13 protein-coding genes are annotated in these 13,672 nt (G+C 64.5%); 11 read left to right on the top strand and 2 right to left on the bottom strand.

All coding sequences use genetic code 11. The features are described 5' to 3' along the window. Nucleotide 1: 1 nt before the first annotated feature. On the bottom strand, nucleotides 2–934 hold the full coding sequence (locus EOD29_RS20820; RefSeq protein WP_245475377.1) for a PhnD/SsuA/transferrin family substrate-binding protein: 933 nt from the start codon (nucleotides 932–934) through the stop codon (nucleotides 2–4). 122 nt (nucleotides 935–1,056) lie between these two features. Between EOD29_RS20820 and EOD29_RS20815 the strand changes: the two genes are divergently transcribed. The 11 genes from EOD29_RS20815 (at nucleotide 1,057) to EOD29_RS20765 (ending at nucleotide 12,520) form a co-directional block, all read left to right on the top strand. Continuing rightward, a complete protein-coding gene (locus EOD29_RS20815; protein ID WP_127247650.1) occupies nucleotides 1,057–2,304 on the top strand; it encodes a phosphopentomutase in 1,248 nt (415 codons plus the stop codon). Next, nucleotides 2,288–3,178, top strand: coding sequence for a bifunctional DNA-formamidopyrimidine glycosylase/DNA-(apurinic or apyrimidinic site) lyase (gene mutM / locus EOD29_RS20810; RefSeq protein ID WP_127247648.1), 891 nt, complete (start codon nucleotides 2,288–2,290; stop codon nucleotides 3,176–3,178). The genes EOD29_RS20815 and mutM overlap by 17 nt, the downstream gene beginning before the upstream one ends. A 40-nt stretch (nucleotides 3,179–3,218) precedes the next feature. Then, complete coding sequence (locus tag EOD29_RS20805) at nucleotides 3,219–3,992, top strand: enoyl-CoA hydratase (protein WP_095824215.1); 774 nt, start codon at nucleotides 3,219–3,221, stop codon at nucleotides 3,990–3,992. A gap of 245 nt (nucleotides 3,993–4,237) precedes the next feature. Continuing rightward, nucleotides 4,238–4,504 carry a 30S ribosomal protein S20 gene (gene rpsT / locus EOD29_RS20800; protein WP_066996401.1) on the top strand — a complete coding sequence of 89 codons (267 nt, stop codon included), beginning with the start codon at nucleotides 4,238–4,240 and terminating at the stop codon, nucleotides 4,502–4,504. A gap of 909 nt (nucleotides 4,505–5,413) precedes the next feature. Next, nucleotides 5,414–6,886 (top strand): chromosomal replication initiator protein DnaA, encoded by a 1,473-nt coding sequence (gene dnaA / locus EOD29_RS20795; RefSeq protein WP_245322332.1) that lies wholly within the window; start codon nucleotides 5,414–5,416, stop codon nucleotides 6,884–6,886. 175 nt (nucleotides 6,887–7,061) lie between these two features. Next, nucleotides 7,062–8,180, top strand: coding sequence for a DNA polymerase III subunit beta (gene dnaN, locus EOD29_RS20790; protein WP_127247646.1), 1,119 nt, complete (start codon nucleotides 7,062–7,064; stop codon nucleotides 8,178–8,180). An 87-nt stretch (nucleotides 8,181–8,267) separates the two neighbouring features. After that, on the top strand, nucleotides 8,268–9,428 hold the full coding sequence (gene recF, locus EOD29_RS20785; RefSeq protein ID WP_127247644.1) for a DNA replication/repair protein RecF: 1,161 nt from the start codon (nucleotides 8,268–8,270) through the stop codon (nucleotides 9,426–9,428). Between the two features lie 183 nt (nucleotides 9,429–9,611). After that, nucleotides 9,612–10,367 carry a molybdopterin-synthase adenylyltransferase MoeB gene (locus tag EOD29_RS20780; RefSeq protein WP_127247642.1) on the top strand — a complete coding sequence of 252 codons (756 nt, stop codon included), beginning with the start codon at nucleotides 9,612–9,614 and terminating at the stop codon, nucleotides 10,365–10,367. A 4-nt stretch (nucleotides 10,368–10,371) separates the two neighbouring features. Next, nucleotides 10,372–10,860: a GNAT family N-acetyltransferase gene (locus EOD29_RS20775; RefSeq protein ID WP_095824219.1), complete on the top strand. Its 489-nt coding sequence runs from the start codon at nucleotides 10,372–10,374 to the stop codon at nucleotides 10,858–10,860. Further along, the gene (locus EOD29_RS20770) at nucleotides 10,857–12,110 is read left to right on the top strand and encodes an aconitase X catalytic domain-containing protein (RefSeq protein WP_082953864.1); all 1,254 of its coding nucleotides are present in this window, start codon (nucleotides 10,857–10,859) and stop codon (nucleotides 12,108–12,110) included. The genes EOD29_RS20775 and EOD29_RS20770 overlap by 4 nt, the downstream gene beginning before the upstream one ends. Then, nucleotides 12,107–12,520 (top strand): DUF126 domain-containing protein, encoded by a 414-nt coding sequence (locus EOD29_RS20765; RefSeq protein WP_095799332.1) that lies wholly within the window; start codon nucleotides 12,107–12,109, stop codon nucleotides 12,518–12,520. Before EOD29_RS20770 ends, EOD29_RS20765 begins: the two co-directional genes overlap by 4 nt. A 15-nt stretch (nucleotides 12,521–12,535) precedes the next feature. Here EOD29_RS20765 and EOD29_RS20760 read toward each other — a convergent pair whose 3' ends face one another. Further along, complete coding sequence (locus EOD29_RS20760; RefSeq protein WP_066996380.1) at nucleotides 12,536–13,537, bottom strand: D-glycerate dehydrogenase; 1,002 nt, start codon at nucleotides 13,535–13,537, stop codon at nucleotides 12,536–12,538. Nucleotides 13,538–13,672: the final 135 nt, after the last annotated feature.

Genomic DNA, 13,672 nt, shown 5'->3' with positions numbered 1-13,672 from the left:
ACTAATCCCCGCCAGTTTCCCGCCGCACGATGGCCAGGGCCGTTGCATAGTCCTTTGAGACGGCCAGTTCGAAGCCGCCGGAGTGCGTCGGCTCCAGAAGATCGTAGACATCCGGGGTCAGCGACTTGAGATTGGTCAGAAACACGGTCAGCCGTCGCTTGGCTTCGGCGTCGAGATCGCTGCGCACCACATGAGGCCCATATCGCAGCGGAGCCGAGCTCCACAGCACCCGAAGCGACGTCTTCGGGACGCCGGCGGCCGCAAGCCGCATGATGGTGCCGCCCGTGTCGGTAGGCTGGCCGTCGGCGCCGATAGGCTCCCAGCCGAACAGGCCGTCGGCTTCTCCGTCGCCGAGCATCGCCTCGGCCGCGGTGGCCGACGAGGCGCGCGCCAGGAAAGGTGAATCCTGCGCGATCGGCACGCCTTCGCCGGCCAGTTCGGTCAGCGGCAGGAGGGAACCGACGACATTGTCGGCGGGCGCGATGGCGATCCGATGCGAGGCGATCGCTGTGAGGCCCGGCACTTTGCCGTCGCGCGTCACCAGCACGGAACGGACGCCGGCGGCTCCATCGGCATCGACAGGCGCCACCAGCGGCTCGACACAGCCGCAGCGCTCCGAAGCCGTAGCATAGGCGAGCGCCGAATAGACCGCATACTGTATGCGGCCGCTCGCCTGAGCCTCGATCAATGCCGCATAGTCGCGAGCAACGACGAACTCGACCTTCATGCCGAGAGCGTTCGTATAGGCATCCGTCAAGCGCGCCAGACCAGGTACCGTGTTGCCGCCTCCAGGCTCGGCGACGATTCCTATGCGAAACGTGCCGATGTCGGCGCGCCAGTCGGCATGCGCCGGCGGGGCCGCGGAGAGCACCGCGAGAGCCGCCGCGCAGGTCCTCAATGCCTGGCTTGCCGTCGATTTTGCGCCCATGCCCATTCTTGCCGCACTCCCTCGATCCGCACCACTTTGCACCAAGCCGTTGCGGTCTGGCATCCGATTTGCCAACGCCGCTGTGGAACTCTATGTCTGGCTGGTTAGATTGGCACGATGGCACCCCTATGGCGCGGGCTTTCCTATTCGTTCTCGATTCTTTCGGCATCGGCGGAGCGGCCGATGCCGAACGCTACGGCGATGCCGGCGCCGACACATTCGGACACATCGCGCAGACTTGCGCCGAGGGCCGCGCGGATCGTGGAGGCCTGCGCCGCGGACCGCTCGCCGTCCCCAACATGATGTCGCTCGGGCTTGCCCGCGCGGCCAAGACGGCAACCGGGCTGACGGTCGACCTCGACGCGCCGCTGCTTGCCGCGTCGTTCCATGGCGCTGCCCAGGAGGTCTCTAGCGGCAAGGACACGCCGTCGGGCCATTGGGAGATTGCCGGCCTGCCCGTGCGTTTCGACTGGGGTTATTTTCCCGACACCGTGCCCGCCTTCCCGGCCGAGCTGACCGGCGCGATCATCCGCGAAGGCAAGGTGCCGGGCATCCTCGGCGATTGCCATGCGCCAGGAACCGAGATCATCGAGCGCTTCGGCGAGGAACACATCCGGACCGGCAAGCCCATCTGTTACACATCGGTCGACTCCGTATTGCAAATCGCCGCGCACGAGACGCATTTCGGCCTGGAGCGGCTCTACGAGCTTTGCCTGACGGTGCGCCGGCTGGTCGATCCGCTCAACATCGGGCGGGTGATCGCGCGGCCCTTTGTCGGCGAGACAAGCGCCACCTTCCAGCGCACCCACAACCGCCGCGACTATGCCGTGCCGCCGCCGGAGCCGACCTTGCTCGACCGGCTGACCGAGCGCGGCAGCAAGGTCATCGCCGTCGGCAAGATCGGCGACATCTTCGCCCATCGCGGCATCGCTGAGGTGCGCAAGGCGGGCGGCAACATGGCGATGTTCGACAAGGCGCTCTCCGCCATGGACGACGCCGGCGAAGGCGATCTGGTCTTTGCCAATTTCGTCGATTTCGATACCGAGTTCGGCCATCGGCGCGATGTCGCCGGCTATGCCGGAGCGCTCGAGGCCTTCGATCGCCGGCTGCCGGAAGCGCTGTCGCGCATCAAGTCGGGCGACCTTCTCATCCTCACCGCCGACCACGGCAACGATCCGACCTGGCGCGGCACCGATCATACCCGCGAACGCGTTCCGGTGATCGGGATAGGGCCGGGAATGAAGGGCGGCGACATCGGGCTCAGGCCGACCTTCGCCGATATCGGCGAAACCGTCGCGGATCATCTCGGGCTTGCGCCTGGCCGCCACGGCACCTCTTTCCTCGCGACGATAGGCGGCCATGCCGGAACTGCCTGAAGTCGAAACGGTGCGGCGGGGGCTGCAGCCGGTTCTGGAAGGGGCGCGGCTCGTCAATGTCGAGGCGCGACGGCCAGACCTTCGCTTTCCCTTTCCGGAACGGTTCTCGGAGCGGCTTGCCGGCAAGACCGTGACGGCGCTTGGCAGGCGCGCCAAATATCTGACGATGCACATCGAAAACGGTCCGGTGCTGATCTGCCATCTCGGCATGTCGGGATCGTTCCGCGTCGAAACCGCTGGCAACGGCCGCATTCCCGGCAGCTTCCATCACGAGCGCTCGAAGAGCGAGGCGCATGACCACGTCGTATTCGATGTCGACTCCCCGAAGGGCGAGCGGTCCCGCGTCATCTTCAACGATCCGCGCCGTTTCGGCTTCATGCTGTTTGCCGAAGGCGCGCCGGACACGCATCCAATGCTGGCTGGGCTGGGCATCGAGCCGACCGGCAACGCGCTCGACGGTCCCCTGCTCGCCTCGCTGCTCGAAGGCCGCAGATCGCCGCTCAAGGCCGCGTTGCTCGACCAGCGGCTGATCGCCGGGCTCGGCAACATATATGTGTCGGAAGCGCTGTGGCGCGCCGGCCTGTCGCCGCTGCGCGAAGCCGGCACCATAGCCGGCTCCGGCAAGAGAGCGAAAGAGCAATGCGAACGCCTGGCCGCCGTCATCCGCTCGGTCATCGCCGACGCGATCGCCGCCGGCGGTTCCTCGCTGCGCGACTATGTCCAGGCAGACGGGTCGCTTGGCTATTTCCAGCATTCCTTCGCGGTCTATGACCGCGAAGACGAGCCATGTCCGAAACCGGGCTGCAGCGGCCATATCGAACGCATCGTGCAGAGCGGCCGATCGACCTTCTATTGCCGGACCTGTCAGCGGTGAGCTAGACCGGTCTCCTCAATCGAAGCGAGGAGACGATGCCATGGCCTATGAAACCATTCTCGTGGAGACACGCGGCAAGGTCGGGCTGATCACGCTGAACCGGCCGAAGGCGCTCAATGCCCTGAATTCGCAGGTGCTGGCCGAGATCGTGGCGGCGGTGAACACGTTCGGCGCCGATGCCGGCATCGGCGCAATGGTGCTCACGGGTTCGGAAAAAGCCTTCGCGGCCGGCGCCGACATCAAGGAAATGCAGGCGATCTCCTTTGTCGACGCCTATACTGGAGACTTCTTTGTCGGGTGGGAGGAGCTCACCCGGGCGCGCAAGCCGATCATCGCCGCGGTCGCCGGCTATGCGCTTGGCGGCGGCTGCGAGCTGGCCATGATGTGCGATTTCATCATCGCAGCCGACAACGCAAAGTTCGGCCAACCCGAGATCACGCTCGGCGTCATGCCGGGCATGGGAGGATCGCAGCGATTGACCCGCTTCGTCGGCAAGTCGAAGGCGATGGACATGTGCCTGACCGGGCGGATGATGGACGCTGCCGAGGCCGAGCGCTGCGGACTGGTGTCGCGAGTGGTGCCGGCGGCCGAGCTGGTCGAGGAGGCGCTGAAAGCGGCAGCGAAGATCGCCGAGTTTTCCCTGCCGTCGGTGATGATGACGAAGGAAGCCGTCAACCGCGCTTTCGAGACGACGCTTGCCGAGGGGCTGCGCTTCGAGCGCCGCCTTTTCCACTCGCTGTTTGCGCTCGATGACCAGAAGGAGGGTATGGCCGCCTTCGTCGAGAAGCGGAAGCCGAATTTCAGCAACCACTAGGGCTTGTCGGCCTAATGCGTGCCGCGATTTTGGCAAGAAGCCGGGCATGCACAAAGACAACGGCTTTAGGCGCGCAGACCCGTTTCAGCGAGGCGCGGCTTCAAGCCCAAAAAGACCGCGAAGCGGCGTTGACGCGCCGGAAAAGCTGAACTATAAGCCGCACCAACCGAGGCGGCCCGTGGCTGCCCGTTTGTTTTTTGCGCCCTGCGACCCGCTGGCGCCCACCAGATCAGAAGAGAGGCATCATGGCCAATACGTCCTCGGCCAAAAAGGCAACGCGCAAGATCGCCCGCCGGGCGGCGATCAACAAGAACCGTCGGTCCCGCGTCCGCACCTATGTTCGCCAGGTCGAAGAGGCGCTCGCCGCCGGCGACAAGGCTGCTGCGCTGGAGGCGTTCAAGGCCGCGGAGCCGGAATTGATGCGCGCCGCAACCAAGGGTGTCCTCCACAAGAACACGGCTTCCCGCAAGGTTTCGCGGCTGGCCCAGCGGGTCAAGGTGCTGTCGGCCTGACCGACTTCCCTTTAGAACCGTTATCCTTGAACCCGGCCGCACAGGCCGGGTTTTTTCGTTTGCCGGCAAGTACTTAAAAAGAACGGTCGGACAACGACGCTTGGGCCGAATTTCAAAGTAGCCAATGTTTTGCCGGCATATACATAATCGCTCATGTCGACGACCGCTGGATGCGGGCACGGCCATAGATGAGCCTGCCACAAAATCCATATATTTTTCAAAATCTTACAGACGGTCATCCACAGCTTGTTCAACTCGCGGAGGAGCGGCGGGGGACAAGGAGCTGTCAAGAGAATTATTTCAGAAAATTTCCGAAGGTGTGGCCTTTTTCACATTCCACGGAAAAGGGTTTGAATCACAATGGCTTTATGAAAATGGGCCGCAGTGGCACCTGCTTTGAACACGTCTCCGGTAACCAGATTCGTTAAAAATCCGTTAGACGTGGCCTTGCCCTATCCACAGCGATTTCGGTAATGTCCATCCATCGAAGGGACGGGCACCTGCCCTTAACCCAGCCTGAATCGGCCAGCAAAAAATGGCGGAATTCATGACGCGGAGCAATTCCGCGTGCGGCTTGGTTTGTCTCTTCGGTGCGGGTAGGGGACTGGCGTAATTGTACATGGCAGTCGACGTTGGGCCGGCATTTTCGCCGGGCGGTGTTGTATTGTCTTGGCATGATCAAGCCGGCTTGCGAGAGCCGGCAGAGGTCCCTTGCGCAACGTTGCAACGATATCGCCGGCGGCGGCGATAGAGGCGCAGCGAAAAACGTCGCCGGACCCAGGGTGCAGGAGGCGCACTCCCGGCGGAAAAAGGGTACGAGAGACAAGGAACTTGATCATGCAGAGCGGCATCGAGGGGGAGATTGCGGGCGAACTCCCATTCCCAGCAACTATCGTCGGAGGGGACGACATGGCGGCATCCAGCGACGCTGAACAGAAGTTCGAGCGGGTCAAGGCCCAATTGAAGGCGCGTCTGGGAGCCGAGGTCTATTCGAGCTGGTTCGGCCGCATGAAGGTTGCCGAGGCGTCGCGCGGCATGGTCCGCATCTCCGTACCGACCGCCTTCCTGCGGTCGTGGATCAACGGTCATTACCTTGATCTTATCGCCGAACTGTGGAGGCACGAGGATCCCGACCTTCTCAAGATCGAGATCGTGGTGCGGACCGCCACGCGGCAGGGCCGCAACAATGTCGAGCCGGAGATCGCACCGGCGCGCAAGATGACCAAGCAGGCCCAGACCGCGCTTGCCGCCGGCACCGCGAGCGCCGGTCGGGTGGAACGGACGCCGGCGCCCCGCCAGGGCGTGCCAGTGGAGACCGAGTTCCGCCACAATGTGCTGGGGTCGCCGCTCGACCCGCGCTACACTTTCACTTCGTTCATCGAAGGCCCTTCGAACCGTGTTGCTTTCGCGGCGGCCAAGGCGGTGGCGGAATCGCAGTCGAGCGCGGTGCGCTTCAACCCGCTCTTTCTCCATGCGACCGTCGGCCTGGGCAAGACGCATCTGTTGCAGGCGATCGCGGCGGAATCGCTGCGGCACAATCCGAAATCGCGCGTGGTCTACCTGACGGCGGAATATTTCATGTGGCGCTTCGCCACCGCGATCCGTGACAACAATGCGCTGACGCTCAAGGAGCAGCTGCGCGACATCGATCTGCTGATAATCGACGACATGCAGTTCCTGCAGGGCAAGTCGATCCAGCACGAGTTCTGCCATCTCATCAACATGCTGCTCGACAGCGCCAAGCAGGTGGTGGTCGCCGCCGACCGGCCGCCGTCTGAACTGGAGTCGCTGGAGCCGCGGGTGCGCTCGCGCCTCAACGGCGGCGTGGCGCTCGAAATGTCGGCGCCGGATTTCGGCATGCGCCTCGGCATGCTGAAGCTGCGCCTTGCCACTGCCAAGATCGACGATACCTCGCTCGACATTTCGGATGAGATCCTCGATCACGTCGCCAGAACGGTGACGGGCAGCGGGCGCGAGCTCGAAGGCGCCTTCAACCAGCTTCTGTTTCGCCAGTCCTTCGAGCCGCAGATCACTATCGACCGTATCGACGAGATCCTCGGTCATATTTACCGCTCGGGCGAGCCGAAGCGGGTGCGTATCGAGGACATCCAGCGCATCGTGGCGCGCCACTATAACGTTTCGAAGACGGAACTGCTCTCAAACCGCCGCACGCGCACCATCGTCAAACCGCGGCAGGTAGCGATGTATCTGTCCAAGGTGATGACGCCGCGCTCGCTGCCGGAGATCGGACGCCGTTTCGGCGGCCGCGATCACACGACGGTCCTACACGCCGTGCGCAAGATCGAGGATCTTTCCGGCGCCGACAACACGCTGGCGCAGGAACTCGAACTGCTCAGAAGGCTGATCAACGAGCAGGCCTGAGCGCTTCGCCCGCTTTATCCCCAGAAAGCCCGCGCAACCGGCTGGAACCGGTGGCGCGGGCTTGCGTTTGCAGGGTTTTTACTGTCAGCTTACATAGATTCTGAGCTTTTCGGAGCTTTTGCGGGGCGCCGCCGCCCGGTGACCCGCTCATTCATTGAAGCGAGCCTGTTTCGTCATGCGTGTTATCCTGGAACGATCCAATCTCCTGAAGTCCCTCAACCACGTCCATCGCGTGGTGGAGCGGCGCAACACCATACCGATCCTGTCGAATGTGCTGCTCAGCGCCGAGGGCGCCAGCCTGGAAATGAAGGCCACCGACCTCGACCTTGAAGTGACCGAAGCCACGCCGGCCAAGGTCGAGCGCGGCGGCGCGACGACGGTTCCGGCGCATCTGCTCTACGACATCGTGCGCAAGCTGGCCGACGGCGCCGAGGTGATGCTGAAGACCGACGAGGACGGCAACGCTATGACCGTCACGTCCGGGCGCTCCAGCTTCCGCCTGCAGTGCTTGCCGCAGTCCGATTTCCCGGAGCTTTCGGCCGGCTCCTTCTCGCACATCTTCCGGCTCGATTCGGTAGCGCTCAAGGGCCTGATCGAGAAGACGCAGTTCGCGATCTCGACCGAAGAGACGCGCTACTATCTCAACGGCATCTTCCTGCACACGTATGAGGCGGGCGGCAAGCTGAAGCTGCGCTCGGTCGCGACCGACGGGCACCGACTGGCGCGCGCCGAGATCGACGCGCCGGCAGGCTCGGAAGGCATGCCCGGCATCATCATCCCGCGCAAGACGGTGAGCGAGCTGCAGAAGCTGGTCGACGACCCGGATATCGCGGTGACGACGGAGCTGTCGGATACCAAGATCCGCTTCACCATCGGCAGCGTCATCCTGACCTCGAAGCTGATCGACGGCACCTTCCCCGATTATCAGCGCGTCATCCCGACCGGCAATGACAAGAAGCTGGTTATCGACCGCCAGAGCTTTGCCGCCGCCGTCGACCGCGTCTCGACCATTTCGTCCGAGCGCGGCCGAGCCGTGAAACTGTCGATCAATGACGGCCAGCTCACGCTCGCCGTCAACAATCCGGATTCCGGCAGCGCAACCGAGGAGCTGGCGGCCGACTACTCGTCCGACCCGATCGAGATCGGCTTCAACGCCAAATATCTGCTCGACGTCGCCGCCCAGCTCACCGGTTCGGAAGCCAAGTTCATGCTGGCGGATGCCGGGTCTCCGACGCTGATCCACGACATGGCCGACGAGACCGCGCTCTACGTGCTGATGCCGATGCGGGTCTAGGCTTTGTCTCTTTTGTTGACGCAATTCCAGACGGAAAACCGCTATGCACTTTTCCTGGAATTGCTCTAGCAGGCCTCACATGTCGCCGTGACCTCGGACGCCAAACAGCTTCGGCAGCAGAGCTATATAAGTAAGCTTACACTTACAAATTTTCGCAACTATGCGGGACTTTCGCTTGATCTCGGCCCCGGCGCTGTCGTGCTGTCCGGCGACAATGGCGCCGGCAAGACCAATCTGCTCGAAGCCGTTTCGCTGCTGACGCCGGGGCGCGGGCTGCGCCGCGCGCCTTACGCCGACGTCGCCCGCGAGGGCGGCGATGGCGGCTTTGCCTTGCATGCGCGCATCGAAGGACCGGAAGGTCAGGTCGAAATCGGCACCGGCATTGCCGGCGGCGATGGTGCCGCGGAAGGCGGCAGGCGCGTGCGCATCAACGGCGCGCCGACAAAATCGGCCGATGATATGCTCGAATGGCTGCGGGTCGTCTGGCTGACGCCGGCGATGGACGGGCTGTTTCCAGGGCCGGCCGCCGACCGCCGCCGCTTCCTCGACCGACTGGTGCTGGCGATCGACCCCGGCCACGGGCAGCGCGCGCTCGATTACGAGAAGGCGATGCGTGGCCGTAACCGTTTGCTTACGGAAGGCTCGCGCGACACCGGCTGGTTCGACGCGATCGAGATGCAGATGGCCGAAACCGGGGTGGCGATCGCGGCGGCCAGGGCCGAGCTGGTGCGGCTGCTTGCGGCCATGATCGACAAGCTGCCGGGCAGCGGCCCGTTTCCGCAGGCCGACATCAGCCTCGCCGGCGAATTGGAAAGCCAAATCGCGGTCACACCGGCAGTCGACGTCGAGGAGCGATTTCGCGCCATACTCGCCAATGGCCGCGAGCGCGACCGCGCCGCCGGCCGCACGCTCGACGGTCCGCACCGCTCCGACCTCGCGGTCCGCCACCGGCCGAAGTCGATGCCGGCCGAATTGTGCTCGACCGGCGAGCAGAAGGCGCTGCTTGTCGGCATCGTGCTGTCGCATGCGCGGCTGACCGGCGAGATGTCGGGCCTGACGCCGATCCTGTTGCTCGACGAGATCGCCGCGCATCTCGACAGCGGCCGGCGCACTGCGCTGTTTTCCATCCTCGAAGAGCTCAACTGCCAGGCCTTCATGACCGGCACCGACGCGGCGCTGTTTTCCAGCCTTGCCGGGCGGGCGCAATTCCTGACGGTCGATCACGGCAGCGTCGGCCCGACCGGCTGAACTGTCGAAGAGTTGAAAGCTCCTTGCACGACGATTTGTCCTGCGGGACAAGGCTTCGCCTTGCATGTGAGTGACAAAGCTTCGCTTTGCATATGCATGACAAGGCTTCGCCTTGCATGTCAGTGACAAGGCTTCGCCTTGCATGTGCATGACAAGGTTTCCTGCCCGCTATATGGTCCGGCCATGACGAATGCTGCACTCACCGACGAAGAGCTTGAGCGCTATGCCCGCCACATCGTGCTGCCCGAAATCGGCGGCCCCGGCCAGCAGAAGCTGAAGCGGGCGCGGGTGCTGGTGATCGGCGCCGGCGGGCTTGGGGCCCCTGTGCTCGAATATCTCGCGGCGGCCGGCGTCGGCACGCTCGGCATCGTCGACGACGATGATGTCTCCTTGTCCAACCTGCAGCGGCAGGTGATCCATGGCAGCGATACGATCGGCATGGCGAAGACCGACAGCGCTTCGGCTGCGATCATGCGCATCAACCCCAATGTCAGGGCGGAACTGCATCGCCTCAGACTGACCGAGCAAAATGCCCCTGCCCTCGTCGCCCAATACGATATCGTGGTCGACGGCTCCGACAATTTCGAGACACGCTATGCTCTGGCCGATGCCTGCGCGCAGGAAAAGAAGCCCCTGGTCACTGCCGCCGTTGGCCGCTTCGACGGCTCGGTGACGGTGCTGAAGCCATTTGAAACGGGGGCCAATGGCCAGCGCAATCCAGGCTACCGCGACCTTTTTCCGGAAGCGCCGCCCGAAGGGCTGGTGCCATCCTGCGCCGTTGCCGGCATCGTCGGCGCGCTGACGGGCGTCATCGGCACGCTGGAGGCAATGGAAGCGATTAAGCTGATCGCCGGCATCGGCGAGCCGCTGGTCGGCCGGCTGCTGCTTTACGACGGGCTGACCGCCCGTTTCGACACCGTCCGCTACAAGGCAGTCTGAGCGCATGGATCAGACGGCCACTCTCCTCGTCAGCGAGCTTCCGCCGGACTTTGCGCAGTGGGACGAATTGCTGGCGCTGATCCGGCGCGCCTTCGCCTATATGGACGGCGTCATCGACCCGCCGTCCTCGGCGCATCATCTCACACCCGAAAACCTCAAGAGCAAGGCCGGGCAAGAAACGCCGTTCCTGGCCATGGAGAACGGCCGGATCGTCGGCTGCGTCTTTGCGATGGAAAGGGCAGACGATTTCTATGTCGGCAAGCTTGCCGTCGAGCCTGGCCTTCAGGGGCGAGGCATAGGCGGACGGCTGATGCAGGCCGTCGACGATCTTGCCCACCGGCGCGGCAAGCAGGCCCTCGAGCTGCAGACGCGTATCGAGCTTACGGCGAACCACGCGGCCTTCGCCCGGCTCGGCTTTCGCGAGACCGGGCGCACCGCGCATGCGGGCTACGACAGGCCGACCTCGATCACCATGCGCAAGGTGCTGTCTTGAGCCTCGCGCTCAGCCCGGAGGAACAGGCAACCGCCGCCGGTAAGGACGGCGCGGGAATGGCGATGCGCATCGTCGCCGAGAGCGCGCGCCTGCTCGGCGCGCCGGGGCTGATCCCGATCTGTTCGGCGCATATCGACGGCGCGCTCTATCATGGCGATTCCGGCACGCTGTTCGCCGAGCGGCTGGTCGAAGGCGGCGCCAGTGTTGCCGTGCGCTCGACGCTCAATGTCGGGGCGCTCGACCTGACGGGCTGCTCGCGCATCCGCCTGGAAGAGCCGCAGCGCGGCATGGCGCGGCGGATGATGGATGCCTATCGCAAGCTCGGCTGCGAACAAAGCTGGACCTGCGCGCCCTATCAGGCCGGGCACAGGCCGGCACAGGGCAGCGATGTCGCCTGGGGCGAGTCCAATGCGGTGGTGTTCTGCAATTCGGTGCTGGGCGCCCGCACCAACCGCTACGGCGATTTCCTCGACATCGCCTGCGCCATCACCGGCCGCGCACCGGATTATGGCCTGCACCGGGCCGAGAACCGCCGGGCGCGGCTGGTGTTCGACGTCTCGGGCCTATTGCCTTCCTTCCTCGCTTCCGAGATCGCCTGGCCGGTGCTGGGCAGCCTCTATGGCCGCGAGGTCGGGGATACGATCGGCGTCGTCGTCGGCATCGCCAATCATCCCGGCGACGACGCGCTAAAGGCCTTCGGCGCCGCTGCCGCTTCCTCCGGCGCGGTCGGGCTGTTCCACATTGCAGGTGTCACGCCAGAGGCGCCGAACGTCGAAACCATTCTGGCCGAGCCGAAACCGGAGGCGGTGATCCACGTCACGCCGCAGATGGCGGCGAAGGCTCGCGCCGGCCTGTCGACGGCGGCGGTGCCGAAAACCATCGATGCGGTCGCCATTGGCAGCCCGCATCTGTCCTTTGCCGAGTTCGAGATGCTGGAGCGGCTGATTGCCGGAAGACGGCTCGCCGTGCCGATCTATGCCTGCACCGGCCGTCATGTGCTTGCCTTCCTGGAGCAGGACGGCCGGCGGAAGAGGCTCGAAGCGAGCGGGGTCGTCATCGTTGCCGACACATGCGTGGTGGTGACGCCGATCATGCCGGAACTTGCCGGCGGCGTGCTTATGACCAATTCGGGCAAGTTCGCGCATTACGCTCCGGGCAACACCGGCTATGCGGTGCTCTATGCCTCGCTCGCCGATTGCGTCGAAAGCGCGGTCGCCGGCAAGCCGCGCTTCACGGACCTCGCCGCATGAGCGCCGCCACGGAGATATTGGTACGGGGCAAGGCCGGTAAAGGCGAAGCGCTGGTGCTGACGGCGCCGATCAGCTTCTGGGGCGGCGTCGACCCGAAGACAGGCCGCATCGCCGATGTCCGCCACCCGCAGCATGGCGAGGTGATTTCCGGCCGGGTGCTGTTCCTGCCGGGCACCATCGGCTCCTCGTCGGCTTCGGCAGTGCTGATGGAACTGGTCCACAACGGCCGCGGGCCGGCAGCCCTTATCCTGCACGAGCCGGACGCCATTCTTCTGCTCGGCCTGATCGTCGCGCGCGAAATGGGCTGGGAAACGCCTATGGCGGTGCGGCTCGGACGCGGTGTGTTCGACGCCTATCGCGGAAGCACCGTCAAAGTCGACGACGACGGCGCCGTGAGCGTCGCCGCCTGAACAACCCGTGGTTTTTCAGGTCCTGAGCGGCAACACACGGTCCGGCGGGCGATGGCCGTCGAAGAAGGCGCGAATGTTGATGATCACCTTCTCGCCCATGTCGATGCGGCCTTCGAGCGTCGCCGAGCCCATATGCGGCAACAGAACGACCTTGCCCTTGTGGGCGAGCTTCAACAGCTTGCTGTTCAGCGCCGGCTCGTGCTCGTAGACGTCGAGGCCGGCGCCGGCGATCTTGCCGTCCTGGATGAGTTTGATCATCGACTCTTCGTCGATGATGTCGCCCCGCGCTGTGTTGACGATGTAGGCCGCCGGCTGCATCAGCGCCAGCCGCCGGGCCGACAGCAGATGAAAGGTCGCCGGCGTCGACGGGCAGTTGACCGAGATGATATCCATCCGGGCGAGCATCTGGTCGAGGCTTTCCCAATAGGTCGCTTCCAATTCGTCCTCGACCGCCGGCAGCACGCGGTGGCGGTTGTGGTAGTGGATGGACAGGCCGAACGCCTTGGCGCGCCTGGCGACCGCCGTGCCGATACGGCCCATGCCGACAATGCCCAGGCGCTTGCCCCAGATACGGCGGCCGAGCATCCAGGTCGGGGACCAGCCGGCCCATTTCTTCTCGCCGGTGAGCACGTTGGCGCCTTCGGCCAGCCTGCGCGGCACGGCGAGCATCAGCGCCATGGTCATGTCGGCGGTGTCTTCGGTGAGCACGTTCGGCGTGTTGGTGACGGTGATGCCTTTCTTGGCCGCCGCCGAGACGTCAATCTTGTCGACGCCGTTGCCGAAATTGGCGATCAGCTTGAGGTTCTCGCCGGCCTGGGCGATCAGCGCGGCATCGATGTGGTCGGTGATGGTCGGGACCAGCACGTCGGCTTCCTTGACCGCCGCAACCAGCTCAGGCTGGGTCATCGGCCGGTCCTCGACGTTGAGGCGCGCGTCGAACAGTTCGCGCATGCGGGTCTCCACCGGATCGGGCAGCTTGCGCGTGATGACGACGAGGGGCCGTTTTTTACCTGCCATTGTTTCCCCGAAGCTTCCTCGAAACCGATCTCGTTGAGACCTCTTTAACCAAGACAAGCGAAACTTGAAGCCAGTCGCGGTATCAGCCCACTCCTGTAACAAGCGGTGCCGCCGAAGACAAAGAAAAAGGGGCGC

This window comes from Mesorhizobium sp. M1A.T.Ca.IN.004.03.1.1 (genome assembly GCF_003997555.1).
In the GTDB taxonomy this organism is placed as follows: Bacteria; Pseudomonadota; Alphaproteobacteria; order Rhizobiales; family Rhizobiaceae; genus Mesorhizobium.
Note: the sequence above shows the minus strand (reverse complement) of the source record. Positions and strands in the feature narration are given on the sequence as shown.

What these genes read in the sequence shown, in the direction of transcription:
- EOD29_RS20765 (WP_095799332.1), top strand. Translation starts at nt 12,107, where the DNA reads ATGAGCGCCGCCACGGAGATATTGGTACGGGGCAAGGCCGGTAAAGGC.
- EOD29_RS20760 (WP_066996380.1), bottom strand. Translation starts at nt 13,537, where the DNA reads ATGGCAGGTAAAAAACGGCCCCTCGTCGTCATCACGCGCAAGCTGCCC.
- EOD29_RS20780 (WP_127247642.1), top strand. Translation starts at nt 9,612, where the DNA reads ATGACGAATGCTGCACTCACCGACGAAGAGCTTGAGCGCTATGCCCGC.
- mutM (WP_127247648.1), top strand. Translation starts at nt 2,288, where the DNA reads ATGCCGGAACTGCCTGAAGTCGAAACGGTGCGGCGGGGGCTGCAGCCG.
- dnaN (WP_127247646.1), top strand. Translation starts at nt 7,062, where the DNA reads ATGCGTGTTATCCTGGAACGATCCAATCTCCTGAAGTCCCTCAACCAC.
- dnaA (WP_245322332.1), top strand. Translation starts at nt 5,414, where the DNA reads ATGGCGGCATCCAGCGACGCTGAACAGAAGTTCGAGCGGGTCAAGGCC.
- EOD29_RS20805 (WP_095824215.1), top strand. Translation starts at nt 3,219, where the DNA reads ATGGCCTATGAAACCATTCTCGTGGAGACACGCGGCAAGGTCGGGCTG.
- EOD29_RS20775 (WP_095824219.1), top strand. Translation starts at nt 10,372, where the DNA reads ATGGATCAGACGGCCACTCTCCTCGTCAGCGAGCTTCCGCCGGACTTT.
- rpsT (WP_066996401.1), top strand. Translation starts at nt 4,238, where the DNA reads ATGGCCAATACGTCCTCGGCCAAAAAGGCAACGCGCAAGATCGCCCGC.
- EOD29_RS20820 (WP_245475377.1), bottom strand. Translation starts at nt 934, where the DNA reads ATGGGCATGGGCGCAAAATCGACGGCAAGCCAGGCATTGAGGACCTGC.
- EOD29_RS20815 (WP_127247650.1), top strand. Translation starts at nt 1,057, where the DNA reads ATGGCGCGGGCTTTCCTATTCGTTCTCGATTCTTTCGGCATCGGCGGA.